Raw genomic sequence first — 14267 nt, 5'->3', positions numbered from 1 at the left:
CATCTTTCATAGAATATTACGTTTTTTTAAAAATAAGAGAAGTATTTATTCCACCAAAAGCAAAATTATTATTCATTACATAGTCTGTTTTTAAATGTATTTCATCTGTGAGATAACGTAACTTCGCGCATTCTTTATCTATTTGCTTAAGATTAATCGTTGGGAAAAATCTTTCTTCATTCATCATTGCGATACATGCGATACTTTCAATCCCACCGCAAGCACCAAGCGTATGCCCTAAGTAGCTTTTTAATGAGCTAATGTGTATCTTGTCTCCAAAGACTGCCTGTGTCGCAAGAGATTCTGTAATATCTCCCCATTTTGTTGCCGTAGCATGCGCATTGACGTATTGTATTTTGTTGCTTTGTAAATTTGCATCTTTTAGAGCTAGAATCATGCTTTGCTTCATCGTTTCGCTTTGCGGACGCGTGATATGTGCACCATCGCATGTAGAACCAAAGCCTACAATTTCCGCTAAAGGCGCAACTTTTCGTCTTTGAATACTTGCTTCACTCTCTAAAATCAAATATCCTGCCCCTTCTCCTACGACTAAGCCATCTCGATGTTCATCAAAGGGCGCGGGAGTGAGCTTAGGAGTATCGTTTTTTTGACTAGCTGCATAGAGGAAGTTAAAAGTATAGGCTTCGCTTGGACATAGCTCCTCTGCTCCTCCCGCAATCATTATATCTATTTTGCCTGATTGGATTGCTTCATAGGCATAGCCGATAGCGTGTGAAGCGGAAGTGCAAGCAGATGAGGTAGGGATAATACGTCCTTTTAGCGAATAGAAAAGGGCAATGTTTGCAGCTGTGGTATGTGGCATGTATTTAATATAAGTATTCGCGTTGCAAGTATTGGGGAGTCCTAAGAAGAGCTTTGCGAGCTGCAAAGTTGCATCAGTGCTTCCTGTGCTCGAACCACTTGCAACACCAGTTCGCCCATCTTGCAAACTAGAATCTCCTAGCAGATTTGCGCTTTGCAAGGCTAAACCAGCGGCTTCTACACTATATTGCGCTACTTTACCGAGACTTCGTTTTTGTTTTCTGCTCCATTCACTTGGCGGAACGTAGTTAAGAATCGGGGCAGCGAGATAGCAAGTTAGATTCTCATATTGCTTCCATTCGGGTATGAGTTGTACTGCATTTTGTTTCTGTATGAATCCATGCCGAAGATCTGCCCATGATTTTCCAAATGCAGTTACCATTCCATACCCGCTTACAAAAACTCTCAACACAATCCTCCATTGACACCGATAACTTGTTTAGTAATATAGCTTGCCGCATCACTAAGTAAAAATTCTACGAGTGGCGATACTTCTTCTGCACGTCCGAATCGTTTTGCAGGAATGAGTCGTAGAATTTCATCTACGGGCAGGTTGCTGTTTGTCATATCAGTTTTAATCAGACCCGGAGCTATAACGTTAACTGTGATATTGCGACTTGCAAGCTCAATAGCTAGCGATTTTGCTGCTCCAATAAGCCCTGCTTTGCTCGCGCTGTAATTGCTTTGCCCTCTATTGCCAATAATACCAGAAACAGAGCTCATAACAATTATACGTCCTTGTTTTTTACGAATCATTGGCATTAAGCAGGGTTGCAAGACATTGTAAAATCCGTTGAGGTTAGTCTCAATGACATTTTTCCAATCTTGCTCCTCTAATGCGACAAAAGTATTATCGTGAGTGATACCCGCATTCAGTACGATTCCATAGAGTGTTTGCGAATGATTATTGAGGTTTGTCATAAATTCTTTAAGGACTTCTTGACATTGTGCTGTGTTGGCAATATCAAAGATGAGTTTTTTGGCTTGCAGCTCTAAGCATAGGGATTGCAGTGCGTAAGAATCTGTTCTGCCATGTAGTATAACTTCATAGCCGCTCGCATGTAATTTCTTAGCAATAGCGGCACCGATTCCACGTGATGAACCTGTAATGAAAACTTTGCGTCTTGTTTCTATCATATTGCGCCTTGATATTTAGAATCTCATGTGATTTGACTCTGAAAATGTGCCAATCTTGTAGAGAAGCTCGCTATCGTTGTTAACGAACTTCTGTATCGTAGAGCTTTTGCTCTATAAATTCTTCGTTTGGATTAAGAATACTAAGTTTTGCTTTTGCAGCAAGTTCAAGATTCTGATGAAAGGAGACGGGCGAATCTTGAATCTGTGCATTACGTATCTTTTCGCAAAAAATCTCACATTCATACACGCCAAAACCGTTTGCATCTTGCAAAGAGAGATTTGCTTTTGTTATAAGCGTGTCGCCGATGTGCGCCGTGTGCCGATACATTACGAAATTACGAATACCCAATATGAAACCAAGCTTTGAGCTTTGATTGGTAGCAAGCAAGCCTCGCAAGATTCCAAGACTTTGCGCCATAAGCTCTATGCCTTGATACATAGCGAATGTTCCATTTTGCAGAAACACATTATCCTGTGTGATATGCGTTTTTGTCCAAATCGACTGCGTATCATATTGCAATACAGAATGGATAAGAATCATCTCTCCACTATGCGGTAAAAGATTCTTAATAGTTCTTTCTTTGATGCCCTGTTTGAAATCGCTTGACACTATTGTTCCTCATTAGAAGCACTTATTAGTAAAATACTATTATCCCCCCCGAACGCAAAGGAAGTAGAAAGTGTGTGTTTTACTGTAATTTTTTGTGTGTTATTGGCGAAGTTAAGCATAGTCGGCAGAGAGGCTTTTGTGTTAGCAATGTGTGGAGGTAAAAAAGTCTTACCATCTTTGTTTTTTAGGCTTTCTATAATAAGCATGGCGCAAACACCAGCTTCAATAGCTCCAGATGCCCCCAACGTATGACCTATCATAGGTTTAATTGTGCTGCAAGGAGTATTGGCAAAAGATTGAGAAAGGAGTTCTGATTCCATAGAATCATTTGCTTGTGTGCCTGTTCCGTGTAGGTTAATATAATCAATGTCTTGGGCTTGCAAACCAGAGCTTTGAAGAAGTGAATCAATTATTGCTTGAAATTTTTTATTGTCTAATTTTGGGTTGGTAATATGAAAGGCGTCATTATTGCTTGCATAGCCTTGTAATTCGACAAGAAATTTTTGTTTGAGATTGCTTGAGAGTTGTTTATAAAGATTCTGATGTATTAGGAGAAAAAGCCCAGCACCTTCGCCAATATTAATTCCTTTGCTTTCGCTAAAAGGCTCGCTAGGATTCTGACTAAGAATATCAAGTGCCGCAAAACCATTGATTGTAAGCGCGTTAAGACTATCTACTCCACCAGCAATAACTATATCGCAAAGCTCGCATTTCAGCAATCTTGATGCCTGTATAAGTGCCTTTGCGCCCGAAGTACAAGCACTTGATACTCCAAAATTTAATGCTTGTAAATTCAAGTATTGATTCAGAAAAAAACAAGGATTATACAGAGCATTTCGTCCTTTGTTGTAAGTGAATTTCGTAGAATCTTTAGAGGCTTGTGATGTCGTAACGAATGTTTGCTCTGCGTTTGGTTTTGTAGAATCATAGTGAGATTGGATAGCTGTATAATTTTCTCCTATGCCTGTTGTTGTATTGCCAATAACTATCCCCCATCTCGCTCGTTTGCATTCTTTACGCAATGTATAGATCATCTCTTTGATTGCATGGAGTGCAGTGAATAAAATTCTATTGGTACGTGTTTGGAGGAAAATAGGAGTATCTCGTGGTAACGATTGCAATGTTGTAATTTTGCCTAAGCAATAACATTTCGTGCTGTATTGTCTGCAGACTTGTAAGAATCTTTTACCTGCTAGTAGATTTTTCATGACTTCATAAGTAGTTGTTCCCGCGCTGCAAACAAGAGATGGATTACTCATGTAGATTCTCAATTTCTTGTACCTTAATTGTAATATTCTTCAAGGATATTATTTCTTCTTTTTTCTGTTTTTCTATAAGTGTAAGGATACTCAAAAAAAGTATATTGTAATATTGTTTTGGTGGTAAAAATTTTTTATTTATAAATTTTCCCTGTTTAAATTCCTTAAGGGCAAGAGGTGTGCCAAGCAAGTCAAAAAGAGCAAAAATATAAGTTTTATCTTGATGAAAGATGTGTAGAATTTGTGTTTGTATATTCTTGTTTTCTCGTACTTCTAGTGTAAAAGTCTTGTGTGTAAAAGGCAAAGCTTCTTTTTTGGAATAATCAGGATAATGTGTTGCACATCCCATGTAGCACAATGCAATGTAGCAAAAGATTACACAAGCTTGTGTAATCTTTTTTGAACTTTGCGATAACAAAAGGTAATGTTTAGGGCGCGTAGGGAATATTACAAATGTTAAGGAATAGTAATGGGCTATCCCGCGTAATATATGAATTATTTTTTGCAATATTGTTCCAATATTTGTAATGATGATTGAGATTTGGTTATATATGGATTATTTATGTCCCATACATAACCAGCGAGGATAGAGCCCATTTGTCTTTTAACTTCGTAGTTTTCATTTTGTGTGTAAATGATACGTTGTAAGCTTCCGTCATACCAGCTTTGTATATAGGCTCTAAAGGTATTGATTCCAAGCATAAGTGGCTTTGTGTATTCTTTTTCTAAATTGATTATTTCATTATTAAAAATTTTTATAGTCAACGCGCTCGCCAATCTTGCAGAATACATTGCAATAGCGACACCAGAGCTAAATACTGGATCTAAAAACTCTCCTGCGTTACCCAGTATTATAAATCTTTCGCCATAGAATCGTTTGATATTTTTGGAATACGCGCTGATATTTTGCACAGGCATGTCCCAAGTTGCACGACTCAATAGTCTTTTGAGTAAAGGGGCATGATAAATATATTTTTTCAGAATCTTTTCTGCCGTAAACGTGTGATTATCTTTGTCAAGTAGTTGCGGAGAGCCCACAACACCAATGCTACATCTTCCATTTGAAAAAGGAATGAGCCAAGACCATATTTCATGGTTTTCTGGGTGGGTAGTGATAAGAATCTTATTTCTGTCATAGAGTGGTTCAGTGATATTGTCTTGTATATGTGTGAAATAAGCCTTTCTTGTGGAGAGATTTGATGGTGTTTCTAGGTTAAGCAACCGTGCAATGACTCTACCATATCCGCTTGCATCAAGGATAAATTTTGTTTTGATGGTTTGTTTGTTGCTAAGTTGGACTTGCACGTAGTCATCATGTATTCCTTTTCCTTCTGTATTTTCTGGGAATATTATTTGTTGTACGCTTGTTCCAAATAGCACTAGAATCCCTTGTTTGATTGCTTCATTGATTAGTAATTCATCAAAATCTGCTCTTTGCACTTGAAAAGTTGTTCCGTATCCCGCCGCGCTCTTGTCGCAGAAGTTAAAGTAGCGATACTTGTCTTTGAAACTAAAAGCTGCGCCATTTTTAAATTGAAAGCCATATTGTTTAACAGCCTTTAGAAACCCAGCTTCTTCTAAAATTTCCATACAAACAGGGAGTAAACTTTCGCCAATAACAAATCGCGGAAAATGCTCTTTCTCAACTACAAGAATCTTAAGATTCCCTTGTTTATGTAAGAGCGCGCTTGCAATAGCACCGCTAGGACCTGCTCCGATTATTAATACGTCAATTTCTTTCACTTTGGAATCCATAGATAGAATACATGTCAAGAGAATTTTAGCAAAATTCCTCCTTGTTTCTTTATAGAGTGATTGGTGTTGGTTTTGATTCTATGAAAATCCCTGTTGTGTTTATTGCTGTATTATTTGAATGATAAAGGATTATTTGGTGGTACTTGTGATGAATTTATTTAGATTGTTTATGCAGTGTTTTGTTACATATTTTGTGATTTGTGAAATTGCAACGCGTATATACAAATCAGAGCACAACAATCCTTAAAGCTAAGATAACGATACAAACATTATGTTGCTCTCCTCTTCTGTTGTAATAAAACTTCCTAGCCCTGTGTTAGGTATTTTGCAAATTTTGGATTCACATGGTTTTGAGACATGTCTTGTCGGTGGATGCGTACGTGATATACTCTCTGCAATCTTGCAAAAAAGGTCTATTTTGCCAAAAGATTGGGATATTGCTACAAGTGCTACACCCAATAAGGTTTTAGAGATTTTTAGCCGTTATGATTCGTATTTTAAAGTTATACCCATTGGAATACAGCATGGTACCTTGAGGATTTTGCCATTATTGTGTGAAAATGCACAAGTTATTGAGATAACAACTTACCGAATAGAGGGGAAGTATAGCGATAAAAGGAAACCAGATAGTGTTTTTTTTACTACGGATTTACGAAAGGATTTAGCGCGAAGAGATTTTCGCATGAATGCGATTGCCTGTTCTTTGAAAAATCATGAAATATTTGCCCTTGATAATCCACAAGAGTATTATCATTGCGCGATGCAGATTCGTGATTATTATGGAGGGATTCGTTCACTCCAACAGCGGCAAATTGTTTGCGTAGGCAATCCAGCACAAAGGTTTGAGGAAGATGCCCTAAGAATCATGAGAGCTTTACGTTTTAGCGCAGTTTTAGAGCCTCATTTTTGTATTGAATTTCACACACAAGAAGCTCTTAGAATGTATAAAGACAATCTTTGCTCCATTGCTAAGGAGAGGATTCAGTCCGAATATAATGCCATGCTGCTTGGCGACTATATTACGGATATAGCTTTATGTTACAGAGAAGTTTTTGCTGTGATTTATCCCGAGATTCTTTCTCTATCTTCTGCGCAGTATCAAGTCAATATGTCAGCATTGCAATATGCTCCGTTTGTCTTATCCGTTCGATTAGCAATTTTTTTTCATAGTCTTTCAAAAGAAGACGTGGCTGCCGCACTAAAAAGAATGCGTTATGATAAAAAGACACTCTCCCACACACTTGCTCTTGTAGCGTTGCAGCAAGATTCATTGCCACTTACAAGAATGGCAATCAAGGAAATGTTATTCAGGGTTGGCGAAGTGATTTTTACTCAATATATTCAAGTTCACATTGCTTTAGCAAAAGCACAAAATGCAGAAGTTTTAGTACAATCTTTGTCGGAGATAGAGACTATATATCGCGATATTATAGAACGTAGGGAATGCTTTTTGTTAGGCGATCTCACTATAACAGGTGATGATATTGTAACGATGTTGCGGGAAAAACAAATATTTGATAAGCGACAAGTAGGCGCGGTTTTACAACAAGTTCTTTATTTTGCAATGTCAGAAAACCTTTGTTGCAACGTAGATTCTCGTTCGATGCTACTGATGAAAGCGCAAGGTATTGTTGATTCTCTATAAACTAAATAACTTCGCCAATAAGTTTATCGCGACTACTTGCAATGTGTTATAATAAACACACAACGGAAGCAAGAGGTGATAATGTTGCCATTGTCCTATACACAAATACAGCACGTATTTACTACAATTAAATCTCGTTCTCAACAAATTGTTACTAACTATTTCTTTAATACCCAAGAGAATCTTTTTTTGTATTATCAGGATTCCGATGCCTGTATTTTCCTCCAAAAGCAAAATGACTTTTATCGTTTATATTTTATAGGTAGCGAACAAGCTTACATAGAATATTTATTGCAAACACTAACAATACCCTTTCGTGTAATTTTAGAGAATGTTACAACTAATCAGGCTTTGTCTCTATCTACTTGGCATTATGAAACTACTTATGTCAGATTAGCAAAAACCTTGCGATTATCTTCTGATAGCACAATGGATTCTTCACGATATGTTGCAACTCTGCAGGCAGAGCATTTATTGAGGTTATTATGCAGAGACTTTAATAAATATTTTGATTATTTGCCTTCTGTGGCTGCCTTACAAAGGCGTATAGATTCAAAACATGTGCTTTGTATCACGCGAGAGAATAAGCTAGCTTTAGGCGATATTTCACAGAGCATTTTGGGTTATCTTGTGTTTATCCCTAAAGGCAAAAGTGCCTACTTAAATTTTATTGCAAATTATGGTGGCAAAACAAGTCTTCTAACATTGTGGAATGTTTTTTATACTTGTTTAAGTAAGTTTAGGATAGGATCGCTACATTTATGGTGCAACATACATAATCAGAAGGCAATGCGTATGTATACAAAGGAGAGTTTTATGCCAAGTGGATTGCAGAATATTATTTATTCTAAAAATCTCTTTGCGAAGAAAATTTGCTTTTGGACTCCTTATGTAGCTTGTTTGCCTAGCGATATACATTCTCTTTCCCCATTATATTCCATTAATCTCTATTTAAGAAATACGGGGGGGGGGGGGCAACTACCCTTCTTGAATATCCTTTTCGATATATATTACTCTATAAAATCTATTGTTTTCTGTATTGTATCGCATTGTGTCATTGTAGTTTTATTCTGTTTCCTCTTTTATTTCATTATTGCTTACGTATTTTTCCCATGAAACAAAGAGCCTAATATGATTTTTGAGCAAATTATTATTATTGGCAGTGGAACTATTGCTAGCAATATTCTGGAATCCTTACTTCGTTATCAGCCTTATTTATTCACTATTTCTTATCGCGCACATAGTCTTTCTTCCTTGCAGCACATAGCGAAAAAGCATGCTATTCCTTATTTGCACTTTCATTCTTCGCAAGAACTAGATATGTTTTTTGCCACACTTTCCGCTCACACGCTTATTATTAGCGCGAATAATCATTATCTCTTTAAAGAGAGCGCATTATGCAAAGCGAATCTAAAAATCATTAATTTTCATAATGCTCTTTTACCGAATCATAAGGGAGTTAACGCCCCTGTATGGAGTATTTATCAGCAGGACAACAAGAGCGGGATTACTTGGCATATTGTCAATAATCAAATTGATAGCGGCGATATTCTTATCCAAAAAGAGCTAGAATTATCCTCTGATATGACTTCGTTGTTTCTCTTTCGAGTGTTGATGAATCTTGGATTTCAAGCATTTGTAGAATTGCAAGAAGATTTGCTTTTATGGAATCTTACTCCGCAACCTATGTTGCAAAGCAATGATAAACCTCATAAAGCTAGAGATTTACCCAATAGCGGTTTTTTAGATGTTACTTGGCATGAGAAGCAAATGAGTGCTTTTTTGCGCAGTATGGACGCTTTCAATGTATTGCCAAAGCCTCGCTTAAGCATTCAAAATCACGTCTTTGTTATTATGAAATATTGGCTCAACAAAGATAAATTAGCCAAACTAGCCACACAAGAAACAATGTTATTGCAGATTGGAAATATCACTTTAGCCCTTTGTTTGGAATCTCAAAGCAGTATTAAAGAGAATAATGTAGCTCTTGCAAATTGTGCTCATATATTATCACCGCGTTATGATACGGGGGGGGGGGGCAGATACCCCTATAAATAGCTTTTTACTATTAGAGAAAAATAAATCTCTCTATTCTTTTAGTACTTGCTATACATTTCATAGTTGTTTGTCTGGGCATACAGCGATGAAGGAAGTAGCATGAGCCAGAATCCGCCCGTAACAATAGTTGATTCTATGCAAGTGCAAACTCTTTGTAATCAGTTAATGACAGGGAATTTTATTACCAATTATTTTTGTCATTTGCATTTTACAAATGTCCCCGCTTTTCTTACAGAAGATTGCCTCATTTTCTTGCTTGCGCAATGCAATGAACATAAGCGATTCTATAAAGCTTATTTTGTTACTCAAAACATAAATTCCCTTCAAAGTTTACTACCCTTTCTTACTCTGCTTAGCCAGATCTTTTATCGAGAGACATTACCCATTGTTTTTGAAGTGATTGTGAAAGGCGTTATCTTGCAGTCATTGCAAAAGATTTTCCTTGCGCATTGCCGCTCCTATTCGTTATATGAGAGATTACGTGTGAATATTAGGGATTTACAATCTCCTTTACGTTGCGACGTAGCGAATCATATTCATTTTGCAACCCTAGACGATAAGGAAGCAGTATACAATTTGCTCTATCAGACTTTTGACGCGTATCGTGATAATCTTCCTAATCAACATCAAATTATAGAATATATCAACAACAAGCAAGTTTTATGCAGTAAGTCATGCGCTGAAAATAACCTACAAAGTCTCCTTATATGGACTACTCAAGGTAAGGTATCACATTTTAATTATCTTATCAATACTGCGAAATCCCCCTTTACTATGCCGCAGCTCATACAAAGGTATTACCAGATTATTCAAGAGCAGGGTATAAAACAAGTTTATTTGTGGGTGGATGTTCTCGTGAATGCGCGATTGCGACAATTCTATATACAACGTTATGGGTATCGCTCTGATAATACTTTTAATCATATTTTTATTTTCATACCAAATTAAGGATTGAATCATGAATCAAGACGTTATTACAAAGTGCATTTATGAATGCTTGCAGAATCTAGCTGATGAGTTAGACAATCAAGAGTTGGCAAACCCTACTTTGCATACTAAGATTTACGGGAATGAAGGCAATTTGGATTCTCTTGCTTTGGTGAGTTTCATTGCGGATTTAGAATCTCTTTTGCACGAGACGTTAGATAGAGAAGTTATATTGGCTAACGAGAGGGCAATGAGCGCGACAAATTCTCCGTTTAGAGATGTTGAAACGCTTTGTAATTATATTCTTATGCTTATTAATGATTAGCAGGATAACCCATGAATCAAGTCCCATCTTCCCATCAAGAATCTAGCTTGCATTTCATTAAGGACAAAGTGTTTATTGTTACTGGCACGAGAAAAGGCATCGGAAAGGCATTAAGCGAATACTATCTTTCGCGTGGCGGTATCGTGTGTGGTTGCGCGCGCAAACATGCAAGTATAACGCATAATAATTACAGGCATTTTTGTGTTGATGTGCATAATGAAAAGGCAGTTACAGCAATGGTTAGGAGTGTGAAAAAAGAATTTGGGCAAATCGATATTCTTTTAAATAATGCAGGTATAGCCTCAATGAATCATATTCTGACTACACCCTATAAGACAATGCAGGATATTTTTGCAACCAATGTTTTTGGCTCTTTTCTCTTTTTACGTGAAGTTGCTAAGAGTATGTCGCAGAGTTATAAGAAGATTTCGCGGGATTCTACTATGCGGAATGCAGAAGTGTGGCAGATGCCTTTTAGAATCGTAAACTTCGCCACCATTGCGACTGCTTTGCGATTAGAGGGCGAGGCAGCGTATTCGGCGAGTAAAGCGGCTATTATCAATCTAACGCAAATATGTGCCAAAGAATTAAGTTCCTTTGGCATTACAGTCAATGCTATTGCACCTACCCCAGTTTCAACTGATTTAATTAAAAATGTTCCGATTGAGAAACTCAATGCGCTTGTAGCCTCACAAGCTATTAAGAGATTTGGACAAATAGCGGATATAGCCAATAGCATAGATTTCTTTATTCACCCAAGAAGTGATTTTATTACCGGGCAGATTCTGTATTTGGGAGGTGTCAATGCCTAATAATGAACGTTATTGCTCATTTTCACATTCTTTTTTGCAAAAAATCGCAACTTACCACAATCGCAATGCACTTATTTATCAGAGAGATGGTAGAACGTATCGTTATGATGAGCTTTTATCGTGTGTGCAAAGACAAATCGCATTATTAGATTCCTTCTCTCAAAATTCTGTCCAAGAATCTATAGATTCTAAACCAAGCGATTATGTGGAATCTCGTCAAGAGCATTTTTCACAAGCAAGCACAGGCATACAACAAGGGAGCATTTTAGCTATTATTGGTGATTTTACTCTTGAGTGTATCGCTATGCTTCTCGCAGCATTAGAAAAGAGATTAATTGTTGTCCCGCTTATAGAAGATGCGCAAATAGATTCTAAATTGCAGCAAGCGCAAGTGGAATATGTTTATCATAATGGAATCTTAAAAGCTCGTACTAGTGATGATTGCGTAGATAGTAAGCATTCTATTCTTATGCGATTAATACGAGAGGGTAGCAGCGGGCTTATCCTTTTCTCAAGCGGTAGCACAGGTAAGCCTAAGGCAATCGCGCATAATCTTTCTTCTCTTGCAGATTCTTATTGTGGTAGGAGACAAAAGGACATGTCTGTTTTGCTTTTCTTAATGTTTGATCATATTGGGGGATTGCATACGCTTTTGCATGTGTTGAGTGTAGGGGCTTGTGGCATTGTTTTGAGTAATCGCAAAGATTTATATTTGCTGGCTAAAGCGGTTGAAATGTATCGAGTTTCACTTTTGCCTGCTAGTCCGAGCTTGCTAAATCTCTTGCTTGTAAGCGGCGCTTATAAGCAGATTGATATGAGTTCTTTGCGATTTATTACTTATGGCACAGAGAGCATGCCTGATTCTTTGTTAGCAAAGCTAAAGCTTGCTTTTCCTAAAGCACGATTTCATCAGACTTTTGGTACAAGCGAAGTGGGTATTATGCAGACGACTAGTAAAAACAATGCGTTTAAGCTCGAGGGTGTTGCTTATAAAATAATAGATAAACAACTTTATATTAAATCGAGTACGCAGAGCTTGGGCTACTTAAATGCAGACAATAACGTATTTGATAACGAAGGATATTTTGCAACAGGAGATTTAGTTGAGCAAGTACAAATACATAATGAAGAATACTTACGTGTCATAGGTAGGGCAAAAGAAGTCATTAACATAGGAGGAGAGAAGCTCATACCACAAGAGGTTGAAGGGGTATTATTGCAGATTCCTTTTATCAAGGATTGTTTAGTTTATGGTGAGTTAAGCCATATCACAGGACAGATTGTGTGTGCAAAAATCGTGCTAGATAGGCAGTTTTTAGAATCTCTTTATTGCGAGGATTCAAACAATTCATCTTGGCAATCACTTCTATCCTGTGGTGGCGATAATATAGCGGGATTTCAGCCTAACGTCCGAGAGATAAAAAAGGCATTGCGACTATTTTGTCAAGACAAAATAGCAAGCTTTAAAATCCCAAGTAAGATAGAAATCGTGGAATCTCTAGCAATTAGTCAGAGATTCAAGAAAATAAGGAATAACCATGTCTAGTTTTTATAGTAGAGAAGAGTTGTTGCATTTAGGGTTGCAAGAGTATGGTGAAAATGTGCTTATTAGTCGCAAGGCGAGCTTATACAACGTGTCTGATATTCGCATTGGTAGTCATGTTCGTATAGATGATTTTGTGATTCTAAGCGGGAAAATAACTATTCATAATTTCGTGCATATCGGTGCGTTTAGCGTGTTAATAGGTGGTAATGAGGGGATAGAAATACAAGATTTCACAGGTGTTTCTCTTGGTTGTAAGATTCTTAGTAGCTCTGATGACTTTAGTGGCAATACATTAAGTAATCCTATGATTCCAAAAGAATTTAAAAATGTTCAGTCTGTGAAAATAACTCTACAAAAGCATGCTTTGTTAGGAAGTGGAAGCGTTGTTTTACCCAATAGTGGCGGGCTAGCTCAAGGGGTAAGCGTGGGTGCTTTAAGTCTTGTTACTCGTCCTACAAAGCCTTTTGGAATCTATTTCGGCAATCCAGCGAAACGCATTTTAGAGAGAGAAAAAAATCTACTTGTTTTAGAGAAGCAGTTTCTTGCAAAGTTAGATTCTATAAATCTTACACAAGACACAATTAATACTAGAGTAGCGAATAATCTACGGGGGGGGGGGGGGCAACGATTAGTAGGTTAGATTACGCAATGCTGCATAATTTCTTTTTTATTGTAGAGCTTTACCTTGTCATGTCTTAGGCTAAAGCCGAAATCTCATTTAATGGATTCTAAAGCCCTTACAAATCTGCTATAATGCCTAAAAATAAAGGAGGCAAAATGACTCTAGTGATTGAAAATGCAAATGAAAATTTAAAAAAAGCAATCCAAGCAATCGTAAAATTAAGCGATGCAAAAGTTAAAGTAAAACAAACCTCTAAACTCTCATCACGCAAAAAACCATCTTGGCTAAAGGAAGCAAAAGATATGCAAAAAAATCCCAAAAATTATAAGACTTACACTGATGTTGATATGATGTTTAAAGATATTTTGCAATGAAATATCAAGTGCGCTATTCTAAAGCATTTAAAAAAGGTTTAAAAAAACTTAAAAACAATCAAGAAATCCTAGAACTCACAAAGGCAGTAATTATCAAACTTGCAAACGATGAGACTTTAGAACCAAAATACAAAGACCACAAGCTAAGCGGAGAATATGAGGGATTTAGAGAATGCCACATATTGCCTAATCTGCTCTTAATCTACCAAAAGCAAGAATCTCTCTTGATTCTTAGCTGTATCGCGCTAGGCTCGCATAGTGAAGTATTTTGAAAGTGGCAAGCTATGCAAATTAAAGAACTTTTAGAATTCCTGAAATATGAAGAAGTAGAGTTTAAGCCTTTGCAAGAAATTTGCTATTTGAGAGCTGGGGACA

Annotated in this window: 16 protein-coding genes; 10 read left to right on the top strand and 6 right to left on the bottom strand. The window is 37.1% G+C overall.

All coding sequences use genetic code 11. The features are described 5' to 3' along the window. Positions 1-16 precede the first annotated feature (16 nt). From CQA66_RS00080 to CQA66_RS00055, 6 genes are all read right to left on the bottom strand, one after another. A complete protein-coding gene (locus CQA66_RS00080) occupies positions 17-1234 on the bottom strand; it encodes a beta-ketoacyl-ACP synthase (RefSeq protein WP_324843352.1) in 1218 nt (405 codons plus the stop codon). Continuing rightward, the gene (fabG, locus tag CQA66_RS00075) at positions 1228-1959 is read right to left on the bottom strand and encodes a 3-oxoacyl-ACP reductase FabG (protein WP_104763717.1); all 732 of its coding nucleotides are present in this window, start codon (positions 1957-1959) and stop codon (positions 1228-1230) included. The genes CQA66_RS00080 and fabG overlap by 7 nt, the downstream gene beginning before the upstream one ends. Before the next feature lie 79 nt (positions 1960-2038). After that, on the bottom strand, positions 2039-2569 hold the full coding sequence (locus tag CQA66_RS00070; RefSeq protein WP_104763718.1) for a hotdog family protein: 531 nt from the start codon (positions 2567-2569) through the stop codon (positions 2039-2041). Next, a complete protein-coding gene (locus CQA66_RS00065) occupies positions 2569-3828 on the bottom strand; it encodes a beta-ketoacyl synthase N-terminal-like domain-containing protein (RefSeq protein WP_104763719.1) in 1260 nt (419 codons plus the stop codon). Before CQA66_RS00065 ends, CQA66_RS00070 begins: the two co-directional genes overlap by 1 nt. After that, on the bottom strand, positions 3821-4336 hold the full coding sequence (locus CQA66_RS00060; protein ID WP_104763720.1) for a hypothetical protein: 516 nt from the start codon (positions 4334-4336) through the stop codon (positions 3821-3823). Before CQA66_RS00060 ends, CQA66_RS00065 begins: the two co-directional genes overlap by 8 nt. Then, positions 4324-5571, bottom strand: a complete 1248-nt coding sequence (locus CQA66_RS00055) for an NAD(P)/FAD-dependent oxidoreductase (protein ID WP_199770436.1) — start codon at positions 5569-5571, stop codon at positions 4324-4326. The genes CQA66_RS00060 and CQA66_RS00055 overlap by 13 nt, the downstream gene beginning before the upstream one ends. Before the next feature lie 283 nt (positions 5572-5854). Here CQA66_RS00055 and CQA66_RS00050 point away from each other — a divergent pair, with 283 nt between their 5' ends. The 10 genes from CQA66_RS00050 to CQA66_RS00005 all read left to right on the top strand — a co-directional run bounded on the left by CQA66_RS00050 (position 5855) and on the right by CQA66_RS00005 (position 14164). Then, a complete protein-coding gene (locus tag CQA66_RS00050; RefSeq protein WP_104763722.1) occupies positions 5855-7228 on the top strand; it encodes a CCA tRNA nucleotidyltransferase in 1374 nt (457 codons plus the stop codon). An 81-nt stretch (positions 7229-7309) separates the two neighbouring features. Further along, positions 7310-8344, top strand: a complete 1035-nt coding sequence (locus CQA66_RS00045) for a hypothetical protein (protein ID WP_115582511.1) — start codon at positions 7310-7312, stop codon at positions 8342-8344. A gap of 15 nt (positions 8345-8359) precedes the next feature. Beyond that, positions 8360-9286, top strand: a complete 927-nt coding sequence (locus tag CQA66_RS00040; protein ID WP_104763724.1) for a formyltransferase family protein — start codon at positions 8360-8362, stop codon at positions 9284-9286. A 99-nt stretch (positions 9287-9385) separates the two neighbouring features. Beyond that, the gene (locus CQA66_RS00035; protein WP_104763725.1) at positions 9386-10234 is read left to right on the top strand and encodes a hypothetical protein; all 849 of its coding nucleotides are present in this window, start codon (positions 9386-9388) and stop codon (positions 10232-10234) included. Between the two features lie 10 nt (positions 10235-10244). Next, on the top strand, positions 10245-10538 hold the full coding sequence (locus tag CQA66_RS00030; protein WP_104763726.1) for a hypothetical protein: 294 nt from the start codon (positions 10245-10247) through the stop codon (positions 10536-10538). An 11-nt stretch (positions 10539-10549) separates the two neighbouring features. Beyond that, a complete protein-coding gene (locus tag CQA66_RS00025; RefSeq protein WP_104763727.1) occupies positions 10550-11350 on the top strand; it encodes an SDR family NAD(P)-dependent oxidoreductase in 801 nt (266 codons plus the stop codon). Next, the gene (locus tag CQA66_RS00020; protein WP_104763728.1) at positions 11343-12896 is read left to right on the top strand and encodes an ANL family adenylate-forming protein; all 1554 of its coding nucleotides are present in this window, start codon (positions 11343-11345) and stop codon (positions 12894-12896) included. Before CQA66_RS00025 ends, CQA66_RS00020 begins: the two co-directional genes overlap by 8 nt. Continuing rightward, complete coding sequence (locus tag CQA66_RS00015; protein ID WP_115582510.1) at positions 12889-13536, top strand: acyltransferase; 648 nt, start codon at positions 12889-12891, stop codon at positions 13534-13536. The genes CQA66_RS00020 and CQA66_RS00015 overlap by 8 nt, the downstream gene beginning before the upstream one ends. Positions 13537-13673: 137 nt before the next feature. After that, positions 13674-13892, top strand: a complete 219-nt coding sequence (locus CQA66_RS00010) for a hypothetical protein (RefSeq protein ID WP_104763730.1) — start codon at positions 13674-13676, stop codon at positions 13890-13892. Beyond that, entirely contained in the window at positions 13889-14164 is a 276-nt protein-coding gene (locus tag CQA66_RS00005) for a type II toxin-antitoxin system YafQ family toxin (RefSeq protein WP_104763731.1), read from the top strand. The genes CQA66_RS00010 and CQA66_RS00005 overlap by 4 nt, the downstream gene beginning before the upstream one ends. Positions 14165-14267: the final 103 nt, after the last annotated feature.

Source organism: Helicobacter aurati (assembly GCF_003364265.1).
Lineage (GTDB): Bacteria > Campylobacterota > Campylobacteria > Campylobacterales > Helicobacteraceae > Helicobacter_A > Helicobacter_A aurati.
Note: the sequence above shows the minus strand (reverse complement) of the source record. Positions and strands in the feature narration are given on the sequence as shown.

Excerpts from the sequence above, each read along its gene's own strand:
- CQA66_RS00045 (WP_115582511.1), top strand. The coding sequence starts at position 7,310 with ATGTTGCCATTGTCCTATACACAAATACAGCACGTATTTACTACAATT.
- CQA66_RS00030 (WP_104763726.1), top strand. The coding sequence starts at position 10,245 with ATGAATCAAGACGTTATTACAAAGTGCATTTATGAATGCTTGCAGAAT.
- CQA66_RS00010 (WP_104763730.1), top strand. The coding sequence starts at position 13,674 with ATGACTCTAGTGATTGAAAATGCAAATGAAAATTTAAAAAAAGCAATC.
- CQA66_RS00015 (WP_115582510.1), top strand. The coding sequence starts at position 12,889 with ATGTCTAGTTTTTATAGTAGAGAAGAGTTGTTGCATTTAGGGTTGCAA.
- CQA66_RS00005 (WP_104763731.1), top strand. The coding sequence starts at position 13,889 with ATGAAATATCAAGTGCGCTATTCTAAAGCATTTAAAAAAGGTTTAAAA.
- CQA66_RS00065 (WP_104763719.1), bottom strand. The coding sequence starts at position 3,828 with ATGAGTAATCCATCTCTTGTTTGCAGCGCGGGAACAACTACTTATGAA.
- CQA66_RS00020 (WP_104763728.1), top strand. The coding sequence starts at position 11,343 with ATGCCTAATAATGAACGTTATTGCTCATTTTCACATTCTTTTTTGCAA.
- CQA66_RS00025 (WP_104763727.1), top strand. The coding sequence starts at position 10,550 with ATGAATCAAGTCCCATCTTCCCATCAAGAATCTAGCTTGCATTTCATT.
- CQA66_RS00050 (WP_104763722.1), top strand. The coding sequence starts at position 5,855 with ATGTTGCTCTCCTCTTCTGTTGTAATAAAACTTCCTAGCCCTGTGTTA.
- CQA66_RS00040 (WP_104763724.1), top strand. The coding sequence starts at position 8,360 with ATGATTTTTGAGCAAATTATTATTATTGGCAGTGGAACTATTGCTAGC.
- CQA66_RS00035 (WP_104763725.1), top strand. The coding sequence starts at position 9,386 with ATGAGCCAGAATCCGCCCGTAACAATAGTTGATTCTATGCAAGTGCAA.
- fabG (WP_104763717.1), bottom strand. The coding sequence starts at position 1,959 with ATGATAGAAACAAGACGCAAAGTTTTCATTACAGGTTCATCACGTGGA.